Source organism: Pseudomonas fluorescens (assembly GCF_001623525.1).
GTDB lineage: Bacteria > Pseudomonadota > Gammaproteobacteria > Pseudomonadales > Pseudomonadaceae > Aquipseudomonas > Aquipseudomonas fluorescens_Q.
Map to the genome: position 1 here is coordinate 956,935 of NZ_CP015225.1, position 14,921 is coordinate 971,855.

The 14,921-nt window shown below is 60.9% G+C and carries 11 protein-coding genes; 4 read left to right on the plus strand and 7 right to left on the minus strand.

Annotated features, from left to right (window positions below):
* Positions 1 to 269 precede the first annotated feature (269 nt).
* From TK06_RS04060 to TK06_RS04080, 5 genes are all read right to left on the minus strand, one after another.
* A complete protein-coding gene (locus tag TK06_RS04060; RefSeq protein WP_063320937.1) occupies positions 270 to 1,328 on the minus strand; it encodes a tetratricopeptide repeat protein in 1,059 nt (352 codons plus the stop codon).
* 297 nt (positions 1,329 to 1,625) lie between these two features.
* Positions 1,626 to 3,047, minus strand: a complete 1,422-nt coding sequence (locus TK06_RS04065; RefSeq protein ID WP_063320938.1) for an efflux transporter outer membrane subunit — start codon at positions 3,045 to 3,047, stop codon at positions 1,626 to 1,628.
* Positions 3,044 to 6,223 (minus strand): efflux RND transporter permease subunit, encoded by a 3,180-nt coding sequence (locus TK06_RS04070; protein ID WP_063320939.1) that lies wholly within the window; start codon positions 6,221 to 6,223, stop codon positions 3,044 to 3,046. Before TK06_RS04070 ends, TK06_RS04065 begins: the two co-directional genes overlap by 4 nt.
* A gap of 15 nt (positions 6,224 to 6,238) precedes the next feature.
* Positions 6,239 to 7,492, minus strand: a complete 1,254-nt coding sequence (gene mexE, locus TK06_RS04075; protein ID WP_063320940.1) for a multidrug efflux RND transporter periplasmic adaptor subunit MexE — start codon at positions 7,490 to 7,492, stop codon at positions 6,239 to 6,241.
* Positions 7,493 to 7,776: 284 nt separating this feature from the next.
* The gene (locus TK06_RS04080) at positions 7,777 to 8,541 is read right to left on the minus strand and encodes a substrate-binding periplasmic protein (RefSeq protein ID WP_063320941.1); all 765 of its coding nucleotides are present in this window, start codon (positions 8,539 to 8,541) and stop codon (positions 7,777 to 7,779) included.
* A 367-nt stretch (positions 8,542 to 8,908) separates the two neighbouring features.
* Between TK06_RS04080 and TK06_RS04085 the strand changes: the two genes are divergently transcribed.
* The 4 genes from TK06_RS04085 (at position 8,909) to TK06_RS04100 (ending at position 12,386) form a co-directional block, all read left to right on the plus strand.
* A complete protein-coding gene (locus TK06_RS04085) occupies positions 8,909 to 9,334 on the plus strand; it encodes a VOC family protein (protein WP_063320942.1) in 426 nt (141 codons plus the stop codon).
* Positions 9,335 to 9,461: 127 nt separating this feature from the next.
* Positions 9,462 to 10,082, plus strand: a complete 621-nt coding sequence (locus TK06_RS04090; protein ID WP_063320943.1) for a TetR/AcrR family transcriptional regulator — start codon at positions 9,462 to 9,464, stop codon at positions 10,080 to 10,082.
* 201 nt (positions 10,083 to 10,283) lie between these two features.
* Positions 10,284 to 11,063, plus strand: coding sequence for a thioesterase family protein (locus TK06_RS04095; RefSeq protein WP_063320944.1), 780 nt, complete (start codon positions 10,284 to 10,286; stop codon positions 11,061 to 11,063).
* A gap of 51 nt (positions 11,064 to 11,114) precedes the next feature.
* The gene (locus TK06_RS04100; protein ID WP_063320945.1) at positions 11,115 to 12,386 is read left to right on the plus strand and encodes an OmpP1/FadL family transporter; all 1,272 of its coding nucleotides are present in this window, start codon (positions 11,115 to 11,117) and stop codon (positions 12,384 to 12,386) included.
* Positions 12,387 to 12,443: 57 nt separating this feature from the next.
* Here the strand turns inward: TK06_RS04100 and TK06_RS04105 are convergent, their stop codons facing one another.
* Together TK06_RS04105 and TK06_RS04110 are read right to left on the minus strand one after the other, a co-directional pair.
* Positions 12,444 to 13,229 (minus strand): SDR family NAD(P)-dependent oxidoreductase, encoded by a 786-nt coding sequence (locus TK06_RS04105; protein ID WP_063320946.1) that lies wholly within the window; start codon positions 13,227 to 13,229, stop codon positions 12,444 to 12,446.
* 48 nt (positions 13,230 to 13,277) lie between these two features.
* Positions 13,278 to 14,741 carry an efflux transporter outer membrane subunit gene (locus TK06_RS04110; RefSeq protein ID WP_063320947.1) on the minus strand — a complete coding sequence of 488 codons (1,464 nt, stop codon included), beginning with the start codon at positions 14,739 to 14,741 and terminating at the stop codon, positions 13,278 to 13,280.
* Between the last annotated feature and the right edge of the window lie 180 nt (positions 14,742 to 14,921).

A 14,921-nucleotide genomic window follows, 5' to 3' on the forward strand; every position in this document is an offset into this window, starting at 1 on the left:
GACCTTTGGCGGTGATGGCGGTTCCGCTTACATCGATAAAACGCGGTGTATTGCACAACTTTCGGCGTGCAATGAGGGCCTACAGACCAATGCCAGTCAGCTAAGCGAAATGAAGCCGAGCAGTAACCCCGTGGCGAGGGAGCTTGCTCCCGCTGGGCTGCGCAGCAGCCCCAAAACAGGGCCGCTTCGCGACCCAGCGGGAGCAAGCTCCCTCGCCACGGTTTGTGTGTTTGCCCAAGGTTCCAGCTGACAAAAGTTAGGCATTAGGCCTACAGGCCTTGCTGCAGCGCCGGGTCATCGGGGTTCAACTGTTCAAGTTGCGCCAGCAGGATTTGAACATTCTGCAATTGGCCGGTCTCCTTCCAATAGTTGATCAGCAGCACCCGTGCCTTGCGGTCGGCGGGGTAGCGCTGGACGATTTCCTGCAGCTGTTTCTGCGCGGCTTCCACTTCCTGCTCGGCATGCAGGGTGGTCGCCAGGTCATAACGGTAATGGCGGTTCTCGGGCTCCAGCTCCACCGCTTTTGCCAAGCCGAGCACCGCATACTCATTCTGGCCGTGTTGCAGCAGCCACATGCCCAGCGCATGTTGCAGATAAGCCGACGCTGGCTGGGTTTGCAACTGTCGGGCGAGCAATAATCGCGCAGCTTCGCTTTGGCCCTGTTTGTCCAGTACTTCGATCTGCATGACCAGTGCTGGCAGGTTGTCCGGTTGCAGGCGCAGGGCCTGTTCAAGGGCCCGTTGGGCTTTCTTCAGTTCGGCGTTGTGCAGGTGCAGTCGGGCGAGCTGGCAGTGGGTCTCAGCGGTTTTCGGACCGTCCTCGAGCACCTGTTCCCAGGTGTCGATGGCTAACTGCATCGCCCCGAAATACAGGCCGAGATCATCCGGCGACAAGCCCAGCAGCGCGTTCACGGCGGCGAACCGGACGTTCTGGTCATCATCATCCAGGAGCGGGCCGAGCAACAGGCTGCGCTGGCCTGTCGGTACCAGCCCGACGACGCTGCCGATGGCAGCTCGACGCACGTCCGGCGATTCGTTGTGCAGGTCCGCGTCCGCCAGCTTCAGGGCTTGGGGGCTGGGGTAGTTGGGCAGTTCGGCGTGCAGCCACACGCGGCGCTTGGGCGAGAGGTCTGGGCGCCCCAGTTGCTGGTAAAGCATGCGCGCCGCTCCCGGCTGTCCGTTGCGGGCGCTTTCCAGGGCTTCACTGTAACCACGCTTGATCGCTTCGGGGATTTGCGGCGTGGTGCTGCGTAGCCATAGCGCGACAAGACCGATCAACAACAGGACACAGAGGCTGAGGAGCAGATAGCGGCGGCGAGGCGAGGGCATGCAGGGAATCCATTACCAGAAGCGTGAAATGCCGCAAGCTTCGGTCAGGTGGCGGCTTGAGTCAAACCTTGTCACAGCGGTAACGGACCTGTGGGATCGAGCTTGCTGGTGATGGCATCGGTTCAGCGATATCGATATCGACTGACCCACCACTATCGCGAGCAAGCTCATTCCTCACAATGGGCTCTTTCACGCTGGGTCGTGGTCGATAGGCAAAAAAAGCCCCGCGTCCAAATGAGCGCGGGGCAAAGAATTGGTTGGTTGCGGCCAACCAAAGGAGCTCGGTTGAGAGGGAGATCAGTTGCTGGCAACGGTCTCCGGTTTCCAGCCGCCGCCCAGGGCCTTGTAGATCGCGACGATGCCGCGGTACAGGTCCACTTCGGCCTGGGCCTGGGTGTCTTCGGCGGCCAGGCGTTCGCGCTGGGCGTCGAGCAGCACGAGGAAGTCCACAGTGCCTTCACGATAGCGAATCTCGGCCAGGTCGGCGGCGGCACGGCTCGATTCACTCTGGCGGATCAGCGAGATCAGCCGTTGTTGGCGCTTGCCGTAGTCACTGAAGGCGTTCTCCGATTCTTCCAGGGCCAGCAGTACTTGCTGTTCGTAGGTCGCCAAGGCGCCGTCCGCCTCGGCGTCGGCACCGCGCAAGCGAGCTCGCACGCTGCCCAGGTCGAAAGCGGCCCAGGTAATGCTCGGGCCCAGCGCCCAGGCGTTGGCGGCCGAGGAGCCGATCTGCGAACCGCGTCCAGCGGTGAAACCGAGGAAACCGCTCAGGCTGACCCGTGGGAACAGGTCGGCCTTGGCCACGCCGATGCGTGCCGTGGCGGCGGCCAGTTGGCGTTCGGCACTGAGAATGTCCGGGCGTCGTTGCAGCAGTTCACCCGGATCGCCGATGGGCAGGGCCTTGGCGATGGCCGGCAACTGTTTCGGGCTCAGATCCACGCTGAGTTTGTCCGGGCGCTCGCCCAGCAACGTGGCGATACGATTGCGTTGGCGCACCTGTTCGGCCTGCAACTGCGGCACGCTGGCTTCCACCGAGGCCAGGCGCGCATCGGCGCGAACCACGTCGAGCTGATCACCGACGCCGGCATCGCGCAGGCTTTCGGTGATCTTGCGCGAATCCTGCTGATTCTTCAGGTTGGCCAAGGCGATCTTTTCCCGCAGCTGAGCGCCGCGCAATTGACCGTAGGCGTCCACCAGTTCGGCGATCATCGTCACCTGCAACTGATAGAGGTCGGCTTCGACCGCCTGCTGATCGGCATCCGTGGCTTCCAGGTTGCGCCGGATGCGTCCGAACAGATCCAGTTCCCAGGCCATGTCCAGGCCCAGGTCGTAACGCTCGGTGTTGACCCGGTCGGTGGTCTGCCCGGGAATCTGGCCCTTGCCCAGGTCGCTGCTGGCACGGCTGGTGATGGTTGGCATGGCGTCATTGCTGGCGTCATCGCGAATCGCCCGGGCGGCCCGCAAGCGGGCGAAGGCCACGCGCAACTCGCGGTTGCCTTCCAGGGATCGGGTCACCAACGCGTTAAGGGTCGGGTCGTCGAACTGCTGCCACCAGATGCCTTCGAACCGGGCACGGTCGAAATTCTTCTGGCCGGCGGCGCCGTCGGTGGCGGTGGTGATATTCGCCGCCTCCGTTTGCGGGGCCTTGTAGTCCGGGCCCACGGCGCAGGCACTCAAGGCCAATACCAGCAAGCTCGGCACGAACGCTTTCAAACTCATTGTTGCGCCTCCAGTTTCAAAGCCCGGGCCGCCTTGCGGGCCTCGCTGCGCTCGACGAAGTTGCGGATCAGTACATAGAACACAGGGGTGAGCAGCAGGCCGAAAAAGGTCACGCCGAGCATCCCGGAGAACACCGCCACACCCATGGCATGGCGCATTTCCGCACCTGCGCCGCTGGAGAACACCAGGGGCACCACGCCCATGATGAAGGCGAAGGAGGTCATCAGGATCGGCCGCAGACGCAGGCGGCACGCTTCGAGGACCGCCGCCAGCGGGTTCATGCCTTCGAGCTGTTTATCCTTGGCGAACTCGACGATCAGGATCGCGTTCTTGCAGGCAAGTCCCACCAGTACGATCAAGCCGATCTGGGTAAAGATGTTGTTGTCGCCGCCGGAGAGAATCACCCCGGTAATGGCCGACAGCAGGGTCATCGGTACGATCAGGATCACCGCCAATGGCAGGCTCCAGCTTTCGTACTGTGCCGCGAGCACCAGGAACGCCAGCAGTACGCAGAGCGGGAACACGAACAGCGCGGTGTTGCCCGAGAGGATCTGCTGGTACGTCAGGTCGGTCCACTCGTACGTCATGCCGTTGGGCAATTCGTCCTTGAGCAGCTTCTCGATGGCTTTTTCCGCCTGGCCGGAGCTGTAGCCTGGGGCGGCGGCACCGTTGATTTCAGCGGTGATGAAGCCGTTGTAGTGCATCACGCGGTCTGGCCCCGAGGTATCGCTGACCTTGATGAAGGTCGCCAGCGGGATCATTTCGCCACGGTTGTTGCGCACCTTGAGCTGGCCGATCTGGTCCGACTCGAGACGGAATTGCTGCTCGGCCTGGACGTTGACCTGGTAGGTGCGACCGAAGCGGTTGAAGTCGTTGGCATACAGCGAACCCAGGTAGATCTGCAGGGTGTCGAAGATGTCGCTGACGGCCACGCCGTGGGTCTTGGCTTTTTCACGGTCGATGGCGGCATCGACCTGGGGCACGTTCACGGTGTAGCTGGTGAACAACCCGGCCAGTTCCGGCACGCTGCGGCTCTTGGTGATGATGTTCATGGTTTCTTTGTACAGCTCGTCGTAGCCCAGGTTGCCCCGGTCTTCGATTTGCAGGCGGAAACCACCGATCGTACCCAGGCCCTGTACCGGCGGTGGCGGGAAGATCGCCATGTAGGCTTCCTGGATCCCGGCGTACTGGCCGTTCAAGGCGCCGGCGATGGCACCGGCCGACATGCTCGGGTCCTTGCGCTCATCGAAAGGCTTGAGGGTCACGAACACGATGCCGGCGTTCGGGCTGTTGGTGAAACCGTTGATCGACAGGCCCGGGAAGGCCACGGCGCTTTCCACGCCCGGTTGCTTGAGGGCCAGGTCGGACATGCGCTTGATCACGTCTTCGGTACGGTCCAGGCTCGCGGCGTCCGGCAGTTGGGCGAAGGCCACCAGGTACTGTTTGTCCTGGCCGGGCACGAAACCGGTCGGGGTGGTGGAGAAACCGAAGAAGGTCAACACCATCAGGCCTGCATAGAGCACCAGGGCGATGCCGCTGCTGCGAATCACTCGAGCGACGGTGCCCACATAACCATGACTGGCGCGCTCGAAGAAACGGTTGAACGGACGGAACAGCCAGCCACCGAAGACCTTGTCCAGGAACTTGGAGAAACGGTCCTTGGGCGCGTCATGGCCCTTGAGCAACACCGCGGCCAAGGCTGGCGACAGGGTCAGGGAGTTGATCGCCGAAATCACCGTGGAGATGGCAATGGTCAGGGCGAACTGTTTATAGAACTGCCCGGTCAGGCCGCTGATGAATGCCGCCGGAACGAACACCGCGCACAGCACCAGGGCGGTGGCGATGATCGGGCCGGTCACTTCGCCCATGGCGCGCTTGGTCGCTTCCACCGGGGTAAGCCCCAGTTCGATGTTTCGCTCGACGTTCTCCACCACCACGATCGCGTCGTCCACCACGATACCGATCGCCAGTACCAGGCCGAACAGCGAGAGGGCGTTCAACGAGAAGCCGAATAGATGCATCACGGCGAACGTACCGATCAGCGATACCGGCACCGCCACCAATGGAATGATCGAGGCGCGCCAGGTCTGCAGGAACAGGATCACCACCAGCACCACGAGAATCAGTGCTTCGAACAGGGTATGTACCACCGCCTCGATGGAACCGCGGACGAAGATCGTCGGGTCATAGACGATGCTGTAGTCCATTCCCGCCGGGAAGCCTTTCTTCAGTTCTTCCATCTTGGCGCGAACGTCGTTGGAGATCTGGATAGCGTTGGAACCCGGGCGCTGGAAGATCGGGATCGCCACTGCCGGCTGGTTGTCCAGCAGCGAACGCAGGGCGTATTGGCTGGAACCCAGTTCGACCCGGGCGATGTCCTTCAGACGAGTGATCTCACCGTTGGCACCGGAACGAATGATGATGTTCTCGAACTCTTCCTCATTTACCAGGCGCCCCTGGGTGTTGATCGACAGCTGGAAAGCCTGGGCATTGGGCGCTGGCGGTGCACCCAGGGCGCCGGCAGCCACCTGGCGGTTCTGTTCACGGATCGCGGTGACCACGTCGGTGGCGGTCAGGTTGCGCGAGGCGGTCTTGTTCGGATCCAACCAGACCCGCAGGGAGTAGTCACCCATGCCGAACAGCTGCACATCACCTATGCCGTCCAGGCGCGCCAGCTCATCCTTGATGTTGAGCAGGGCGTAGTTGGACAGGTAGAGCATGTCGTAGCGTTTGTCCGGCGAGGTCAAGTGCACGACCATGGTCAGGTCGGGCGAGGCCTTGTCCACCGTGATGCCGATCCGGGTCACTTCTTCCGGCAGCTTGGGCTCGGTCCGGGTGACGCGGTTCTGCACCTGCACCTGGGCGTTGTCCAGGTCGGTGCCCAGGGCGAAGGTGATGGTCAGGGTGATCTTGCCGTCAGCGGTGGATTGCGAGGACATGTACAGCATGTTCTCGACACCGGTGATGGCTTGCTCCAGGGGCGCGGCCACGGTTTCGCCGATGACCTTGGGGTTGGCGCCCGGGAAGTTGGCGCGCACGACCACGGTCGGCGGCACGACTTCCGGGTATTCGCTGATCGGCAGTTGGAACAGCGAGATGGCGCCGGCGATCAGGATCAGCAGCGAAAGCACTGCTGCGAAGATCGGCCGCGAAATGAAGAACTGGGAAAATTTCATCTTGGATTCAGTCCCTTAACCGCGTGGGGTCGCAGCGGCCAATTTGCCAGCCGCCCCTGACGCGTCCTTGGATGGCGCGACTTGGGGCAGGTTGCTGGCTTCGAGCGCTTTACGTTGTTGTGCCAGGGCGGCAATGGTTTCGTCGCTGGCCATCGGCACGGTTTCAGGCGTGACCGGTGCGCCCGGACGAGCCCGTTGCAGCCCCTTGACGATGATGGTGTCGTTCTTGCTCAGGCCGCTGCGCACGATACGCAGGCCTTCGATTTTCGGACCCAGTTCAACGGCGCGGTAGGCCGGCTTGTTCTCGGCGTCCATCACCAGCACGAATTTCTTGCCCAGGTCGGTGCCGACGGCTTCGTCGTTGATCAGCACGGCGGCGTAAGTACCGCTGCCCACCAGCTTCAGACGGGCATAGAGGCCTGGGGTGTAGGCGCCGTCCTTGTTGTCGAACACGGCACGACCACGGATGGTGCCGGTCTGCGGATTGACCTGGTTGTCGACGAAGTTCATCTGGCCCTGGTGGGGGTTGCCGTCTTCGTTGGACAGGCCCATGTAGACCGGCGTGGCCTGGCCGCGCTGGCCCTGGCGGGCGAGTTGGGTGTACTTGAGGAAGACACGTTCGTCGGCGTCGAAGTAGGCGTAGACCTTGTCCGTGGAGACCACGCTGGTGAGCGGGGTGACGTCGGCGGTCACCAGGTTGCCGGCGGTGATGGCCGCCCGGCTGACGCGACCGCTGATGGGCGAGGTCACCCGGGTGAAGCTCAGGTTCAGCTTGGCCAGGTCCAGTTGCGCCTGGATGGCCGCGGCGGCGGCGCGGGCTTCTTGGGCGGCGCTGGTGCGCGAGTCTGCCAGTTCGGCGGAAATGGCGTTGCTCAAGCGCAGGCGTTCGCCACGCTGGGCTTCGTTTTCGCTGCGGGTGGCGGTGGCGCGGGCCTGGGCCAGTTGGGCTTCGAGACGACGTACTTCAGCCTGGAAAGGACGCGGGTCGATCTGGAACAACAGGTCGCCTTTCTTGACCAGCGCGCCTTCGGTGAAGGCCACTTCGTCGATCTGCCCGGAAACCCGTGGGCGGATCTCGACGGTTTCCGGCGCTTCAAGGCGTCCGGTGAACTCATCCCATTCGTTGACAGGTTGCTCCAATACCTTGGCCACACTGACTTTGGCCGGCGGCATGGACGCTGCCGTGTCGGGAGTCTTGCCGCAGGCGCTCATCACCAGCATCGCCAGCAGCGCGAGGGGAAAACGCAGTTTTGAAAGTGAATGTTCCATGGATAGCATCCGCCAATGTATTGAGAATGGGCGGATGATGCGTGGCGCAAGGCAGAGGAACGAATCGAATGAAGCAAAGGTAACTATCATTCGGAATGATATAAGCCATCGATGAGGGCTCTAGTTCAGCGATGCTATTCATTCGATGTTGAACTGCATGTGGCGAGGGGATTTATCCCCGCTGGGTTGCGAAGCAACCCTGAATCCAGCCACCGCGTCATCTCAGGTTGGTTGCATCCTGCCTTTGGGGCTGTTGCACAGCCCAGCGATCCCCTCGCCACAGCCTACTGCGGCAAATAGAGGTCATGGATATGCTTGACCGTCCCATCCGCGCGAAGCGCTTCAACCGCCTCGCGCAAATCCTCGACCATTTTGGGCGAGCATTGCTTCGAGCAGGCCAGGTAGAGATCGGCGCTGCTGCCGACCGAGCTCATGAGCAGTTTGCGCTCGGACACCTTCGGCCAGATGTATCGACTCTCCGGTACACCGTTGAACCACGCGTCGATGCGCCCCATCAACAGCATCTGGGCGGGATTGTCGCCGATGGCCAACGGATAGATCTGTTCATCGCTGAAGCCTTCGCTGCGCAGGATATCTTCCTGTGCACTGCCCAGGCCGACGCCAATCTTGCGGTAGGTCTCTTTCGCTTGGGCGAAGCTGCTCACCCGTCGTTCGAGGCTGAAAAAGGCACGTTCCATGGGCATGATCGAGGCAATCCAGGTGAAGCGATCTTCACGAGTTGGGATGCGCGACAGGGGGGTGATCAAGTGGTCATGTTCTTCACTGACATGCTTTTGTGCCCGGGCCCAGGGAAGTACATGGACCTTTACGGTGTACCCGGCCCTGGTCATCGCCGCCACGGCGACATCGCCCACGATTCCGTGACCCCTGGGGTCGTTGACGAACGTCAGCGGCGGTGCGTCGGGAAAGTGCAGTTCAATGACCGGAGATTCGGCGCTCGCCCCATGGCTAGCCAGCAGCGGCAGTAACAGACAAAGCCGGTAAAGCGCTTTGGTTGATGCGTTCAAAACGCGTGTAGTCGGGCTCATGGACGATACTTCAGGCATTGAAAGGGGGGCGCCAATTCCGGCGTACGAGGCGCCGGAAACAACATCTACAGGCCAGCTTTTTTTTATGATGCGGCGCATGATGCAGCGATCCGGCAGGATTCGCCACAACCGTTCCATCCCATCACGTCAGTGCCGCCTTGGTCTGACTGTGTGCTTCTGAAGGTATAGATCATTTGCTCGGCTAAAGCGGCTAATTTGGATGTGTACCTGCACGACGGACCTGCGGTGCATGAGCCTGCCGCGAAAACTCGTCGCTCCCGGTATCGCTTGGACATGGTCTGTAGGGTTTTCTTGCCGCAAGCGCGGCGCTACGATGGCCCAACCTCACACGTTAAGAGGATTCTCGATGAGCCTTTCTCCGTTCCACCTGGCGATTCCGGTCTACGATCTTGCCGCCGCCCGTACGTTCTACCGTGAAGTGTTTGGCCTGGAAGAAGGCCGTTCCAGCAGTCAGTGGGTCGACTTCAATTTCTACGGTCACCAACTGGTGATTCATGAGCAACCCAAGACCGCTTTCCAGGAAAGCGCCCAGAGCAATCCGGTGGACGGGCATGATGTGCCGGTCCCGCACTTTGGTGTTGTTTTGGCTTGGGAGGCGTGGGAGGCACTGGCTGAACGATTGAGATCTTTCGGCACGGAGTTTGTGATTGAACCCTACGTCCGCTTCAAAGGGCAGGTTGGCGAGCAAGCCACGATGTTCCTGTTCGATCCTTGTGGCAATGCCCTTGAATTCAAGGCATTCAAGGATATGAGTCAGCTTTTTGCCAAATGACACGGACAAATCGGAGCCCTCGTGACGAGGGAGCAAGGTGCGTGTAACGGACGGACGGCTGTTTTGTGACTGTATTCATAGGTGGTCACAAGTTGTCATCCCTCGCAGGGATGCGTAAGCTGCTCCCATGAATCAGCCAACATCACCTTCGCCCAGCACTCGCGGCCCAGCCGATCATGACATTCGCGACCAGATTGTCGCGGCGGCCAACGAGCATTTCAGTCAATACGGCTACGCCAAGACCACCGTGTCTGACCTGGCCAAGGCCATCGGCTTTTCCAAGGCGTACATCTACAAGTTCTTCGATTCCAAGCAGGCGATTGGCGAAGCCATTTGCTCCGGTTGTCTTGCGAAGATCGTTGCGGCCGTGGAGGAGGCCATCAGCGAGGAAGGGCTCTCTTCGACCGAGCGCTTTCGCCGCCTGGTCAAGACCCTGATTACCACGGGGATCGACCTGTTCTTCAATGATCGCAAGCTCTACGACATTGCCGCATTCTCCGCGTCGGAGCGCTGGCCCAGCTCCCTGGTGTATGACGCACGGATCAAGCAATTCGTGGTGCAGGTCGTACGGGAAGGGCGCGAAAGCGGTGAGTTCGAACGCAAGACGCCGTTGGATGAAACCGTCGAAGCGATACACCTGACCCTTCGGCCTTTCGTCAATCCTCTATTGCTGCAGTACAGCCTCGATCATGTCGAGGTGGCGCCGACGCTGACCGCCAACCTCATCCTGCGTAGCCTGATGCCCTGAGGGACGGCTGCGACGAGCGGCCGTCCCGATTCAGAAACGACTTCCTTGCCTTCGGATTGTACCTGACCGAGCGGTCTCTTTTTGCCTGTTTAGTGACTATTGACAATAATGGTCACGTGAATAAGTATGGCATCGACTTTCAAGTGATCCTTCTTGCGATGCTTCTGCGGGTTCACGTTCAGGCCGTCGGAGGGCGTCTAAATGACCAGTTTTGCTCAGGTGCTGGCGCAGTTTGATCCGAGCGTGCCGTTCGTTGCTCCAGCCAATTGGCAGCAGGGCCGGACGATCTTCGGTGGTCTTTCGGCGGCGTTGTCGTTGGAAACGGTTCTGCGCGAGCGCCCACAGGGCTTTCCTCCGTTCAAGTCTGCGCAGGTTTCATTCATAGGTCCGGTCACGCAAGCCCAGACATTCGATACAAGCGTGTTGCGCGAAGGGCGATCCGTGACTTCGGTGTCTGTCGACTGCAAGTCGGGCGATGAGCTGGCGTTGCGCACGACCTTGCTGTTCGCTCAGCCACGCGCCAGCAGGATTACCCATGAGGCATGGGGATGCCCGTTGGTGGAGCAGGCGTCGCGGTACGCCACGCTGGCGCTGGACAACACCATTGCGCCTGCCTGCGCCTTCAACTTCGAAATGCGCCCTGCGGGTGGGTCATTGCCGGTGTCCGGGGCTACAGATCCCGAGTTGCTGATGTGGGTTCGTCACCTGGATGCCCAGGGGGTAGACCCGGCGGTGGCTTTGATCGCCCTCGCTGACAGTCTGCCGCCCGCCGCGATGACCTGCTTCACAGAGCCGGCAGCCATCAGCTCGGCTTCCTGGACAATCGATCTGCCGCAGCCCGCCGTGGCCGGCGAATGGTTTCTCATCAGCGCCTTCAGCCAGCAGGCCTCGGAGGGTTACTCCTTGCAAGATATGGAAATCTGGGACGAAAGCGGTCGGCGAGTGCTTTGGGCGCGCCAGACCGTGGCGATTTTTACCTAATAGAAAAACAAACCGTTCCATCCCCCAGCAATTGTTCCTAGAGTCCTAATAATGAAAAGAATCTTGCTCAAGACCCCCATGAGTCTCGCCGTTGCGCTTGCAACGTCCCAAGTGTTTGCCAGCGGCTTCGCGCTGAACGAACAAAGTATCAGTGGGATGGGCGCGGGTTTTGCCGGGCGGTCCTCTTCCGCTGAAGATGCCAGTACTGTCTTCGGCAACCCGGCGGGCATGTCTCGCTTGAAGAAAGAGCAGGTCAGCCTGGGCGCTGCGACACTGTTTACCCAGAGCGATATCAGCCAGACCCGCAGCACTTTCGGTGGCCGAGAGGACGGTGACATGGTGCCGACCACCACGGTGCCGATGGGTTACTACGTCAAGCCGGTGGATGAGCATTGGGCTGTCGGCGTTGGTTTTTATGTGCCATTTGGTTTGATCACCGATTATGGCAGCGACTTTGCCGGGCGTTATTACGGCAATAAAAGCGAAGTGACGACGCTGACTTTCCAGCCTACCGTCAGCTATGCCTTCAACGACAAGGTGTCGATCGGGTTTGGTCCGACCATCAACCGGATCAGCGGTGAGATCTCCGGGATGGTGCCCAATCCCCTCAGTCCCGGCAGCAACGATGGGAAGCTGAAAAGCAACGGCGACGATACGGCGCTCGGCTTCAACGCCGGCATCCTGGTGCAGGCGACGGACCAGACTCGCCTGGGGCTGACTTACCACTCCAAGGTCAGTTACCACCTGGATGCCAAGTCCAAGCTCACGGGTGGCATTTTCAGTGTGTTGGGGGTAAGTGGCCGCAGCTATGACGCGTCGTTGGACGTGGATACTCCGGAGTCAGTGGACATCTCGCTCACTCATCAGCTCAATGACGACTGGACGATGTACCTGGGAAGTACCTGGACGCGCTGGAGCCGCTTCAAGGAGCTGACCATCGAGAACTCCGGCTTGCCTGCGCTGCTGAGCGGCACGCTGGGCACCGTCAGCGAAGAACAGAACTGGCATGACACTTGGGCCCATGCCATCGGTGCCGCGTATAAACTCAACGATCAATGGGTCCTGCGCGCGGGCTTGTCGGTCGACCAGTCGCCCGCCAACAACACCAACCGTGGGCCTCGGATACCAACCGGCGACCGCACGGTGCTCAGCTTCGGTGCCGGCTGGACGCCTGTGGAAGAGGTGACGATCGACGTGGCTTACTCCTACTTGCAGGAAGAGAGCGTGCGCATCAACGAAACCTCGTCGACCCGTGGCGCATACAGTTCCAAATACCGGAACAGTGCCAGCGGTTTTGGTACTTCAGTCAGCTATCGTTTCTAGCGCAATAGGGCGTGTGCCGGGAGCCCTTGCAGCTCCCGGTCCTTCGCCGCATCGCATTCATACCCCCATGACATTCGCCATGAGACGCTGGTGAAATCGGCGTGGCGTGGCCCAGATCAACACCGCGAGTGCCTTGTTGCCGAAGCCGGGCACCACACTCATGCGCCCGGCTTGCAGCGCGCGGATGCCTGCGCGAACCACTGGTTGGGGTTGCATCATCACCATTTTCAGCGCTGGCGTGAGGGTCTGGTTGGCACTCTGCGCAAACCCGGTATCCGACATGCCTGGGCACAGCGCGGTCACGACGACACCGTCGCCCTTGAGTTCCTGGTGCAGCGCCTCGGAGAAGCGAAGCACGTAGGCCTTGGCCGCTGAATAGACCGCGAAATTTTTCACGCCTTGATAGGAAAGCAAGCTGGCGACCTGCAAGATGTGGCCGCGGCGGCGGATGCGCATGTCCTGGGCAAAGAGGCGAGTCATGGTGGTCAGGCTGGCGATGTCCAGATCGATCATTGCCAGGGATTGGTCAATGGCGTGGTCCAGGAACGGGCCCTGCAATCCATGGCCGGCGTTGTTGATGAGCACATCGACTGCAATACCCTGTTGAACCAGTCGCTTGTGCAGGTCGATGACTGCCGGAATCGACGACAGGTCGACTTGTTCGGTGATCACCTCGGTGCCGAAACGCTCGCGCAGTTCTTTTGACAGCGCTTCCAGTTTGTCCAGCCTGCGGGCTACCAGAACGAGGGATTTTCCCTGTGCTGCGTATTGCCGGGCGAACTCCTCGCCAAAGCCGCTTGAAGCGCCCGTGATGAGCACCCAGGAATTCTCGTTGGTTTTCATGTGGCTGGACTCCGGTTGTAAAGATTGAAAATAGTGGTGATTGCCTGATCATCGGCTCGCTACCGGCTGCGGTGGCTGTGGCGCTTGCCAGCCGCCACCGAGGGCTCTGAATGCTGCGACCGCCGCCCGTGCCGATTCCGTCCGGGCTTGTGCCCGGGCATCGGATGCCTGGAGCAGTGTCTGGTCGGCGTTGAGCACATCGATCAGGCTGGCCGTGCCTTTCTGATAGGCAATAAAGGATGATCGACGCGCCTCGCTCAATGACGCTTCGCCTACGGTGAGTGTCGTGGCCTGGGCTTCTCGGTTGACCAAGGCGGAGAAGGCATTCTCGACATCCTCGGTGGCGCGCAACGCGGACTGGCGATAAGCAGCCAGCGCTTCGGCTTCCTGTCCCTTGGCCTGGTCGATCTGGGCGTTGATCCGGCCAAAATCGAACAGCCTCCAGCGCAGTCCCAGCGCGCCCGACGCCTGGCTGGCGCCGCCGGAGAAAAGGTGCCCGGCAGAGACCGCAGTGGCGCTGCCGAGCAACGCGCTGAGGGAAAATTTCGGATAGTACTCAGCGACGGCTTCGCCGATACGGGCATTGGAGGCGGCGAGACGGCGCTCGGCGACGATGAGGTCTGGCCGGCGGCGCAGTAGATCAGCCGGCGTACCCATCTCGCTGATTTGTGGGGGCAGGGGGATGCTACCCGTCTCGGTCAGTTGCGGGCGGTGAGTGCCTGGCGGCGTGCCGAGCATGACATCCAGCGCATTCATGGCGGCGTCCAGCCCGGTTTGCAGGACCGGTACCGTTGCCTGGACCTGGGCAAGCGCGCCTTCGGTCTGGCGGACCTGATAGCTGGCGGCGAGCCCTTTGCTGTAGAGCAACTGGACTTTTTCCAGCAGGTCCTGCTGGGTCTTGACCTGGTGGTTCGCAATATCCAGCCGCGCTTGCAAGCCGCGCAGGGTGATGTAGATGTCAGCGGTCTGCGCGGCCACGGCCAGCCTTGTCGCCGCGGCTCCGGCCTCGGAGGCCTGGTATTCGGCCAATGCAGCTTCGCGTCCGCGTCGCAGGCCGCCAAAGACATCCAGTTCCCAGCTCGCGCCGAGGTCCAGCTCGTAGCTGTTCCCGTACCGATCAAAACCAGGGTTCGAGTTGAGCAATTGGCCCTGCGGCGTCTCGACAGATTGATAGGCGCGTGCGGCCTGGCCACTGATATTTCCCGAGGGCAACAAGGCGGCGTTGGCTGCACCAAGGCCGGCCCGCGCCTGAGCAACGCGCGCCGACGCCTGGGCGAGGTCAAGGTTCTGTTCCAGGGCTTTGGCGATAAAGTCGCTCAGCACCGGGTCGCCAAACCCCTCCCACCAGGTGGTGAGGCTGGCCTGTGTTGTACCGCTCCTTTGCTCGACAGAAGGCTGGCCCAGGAAACGATCCGACAGGACAGCGTTGGGACGCTGATAGTCCGGACCGACCGCGCAGCCGGTCATCAGGCTGGCGCTTACTAAAAAAGCAAGGGGGCGCAGGGGTGGCATTGGAGTTTCCTTGGGGGCGACATTGGTGACCATATTATATTATGGTCACAATCTGTCAATTGGTGATGGAAGGGGGTTTTTGGATCTAAGGCTCAATATTTACTGATCTTCCATAAAAAATTGGCGTTTAGAAATTTCCTGCTGGAATGTGACCATTGACAGTATTGGTCACGAGCGCAA

What these genes read in the sequence shown, in the direction of transcription:
- mexE (WP_063320940.1), bottom strand. Translation starts at nt 7,492, where the DNA reads ATGGAACATTCACTTTCAAAACTGCGTTTTCCCCTCGCGCTGCTGGCG.
- TK06_RS04080 (WP_063320941.1), bottom strand. Translation starts at nt 8,541, where the DNA reads ATGAGCCCGACTACACGCGTTTTGAACGCATCAACCAAAGCGCTTTAC.
- TK06_RS04110 (WP_063320947.1), bottom strand. Translation starts at nt 14,741, where the DNA reads ATGCCACCCCTGCGCCCCCTTGCTTTTTTAGTAAGCGCCAGCCTGATG.
- TK06_RS04070 (WP_063320939.1), bottom strand. Translation starts at nt 6,223, where the DNA reads ATGAAATTTTCCCAGTTCTTCATTTCGCGGCCGATCTTCGCAGCAGTG.
- TK06_RS04095 (WP_063320944.1), top strand. Translation starts at nt 10,284, where the DNA reads ATGACCAGTTTTGCTCAGGTGCTGGCGCAGTTTGATCCGAGCGTGCCG.
- TK06_RS04100 (WP_063320945.1), top strand. Translation starts at nt 11,115, where the DNA reads ATGAAAAGAATCTTGCTCAAGACCCCCATGAGTCTCGCCGTTGCGCTT.
- TK06_RS04105 (WP_063320946.1), bottom strand. Translation starts at nt 13,229, where the DNA reads ATGAAAACCAACGAGAATTCCTGGGTGCTCATCACGGGCGCTTCAAGC.
- TK06_RS04090 (WP_063320943.1), top strand. Translation starts at nt 9,462, where the DNA reads ATGAATCAGCCAACATCACCTTCGCCCAGCACTCGCGGCCCAGCCGAT.
- TK06_RS04065 (WP_063320938.1), bottom strand. Translation starts at nt 3,047, where the DNA reads ATGAGTTTGAAAGCGTTCGTGCCGAGCTTGCTGGTATTGGCCTTGAGT.
- TK06_RS04085 (WP_063320942.1), top strand. Translation starts at nt 8,909, where the DNA reads ATGAGCCTTTCTCCGTTCCACCTGGCGATTCCGGTCTACGATCTTGCC.
- TK06_RS04060 (WP_063320937.1), bottom strand. Translation starts at nt 1,328, where the DNA reads ATGCCCTCGCCTCGCCGCCGCTATCTGCTCCTCAGCCTCTGTGTCCTG.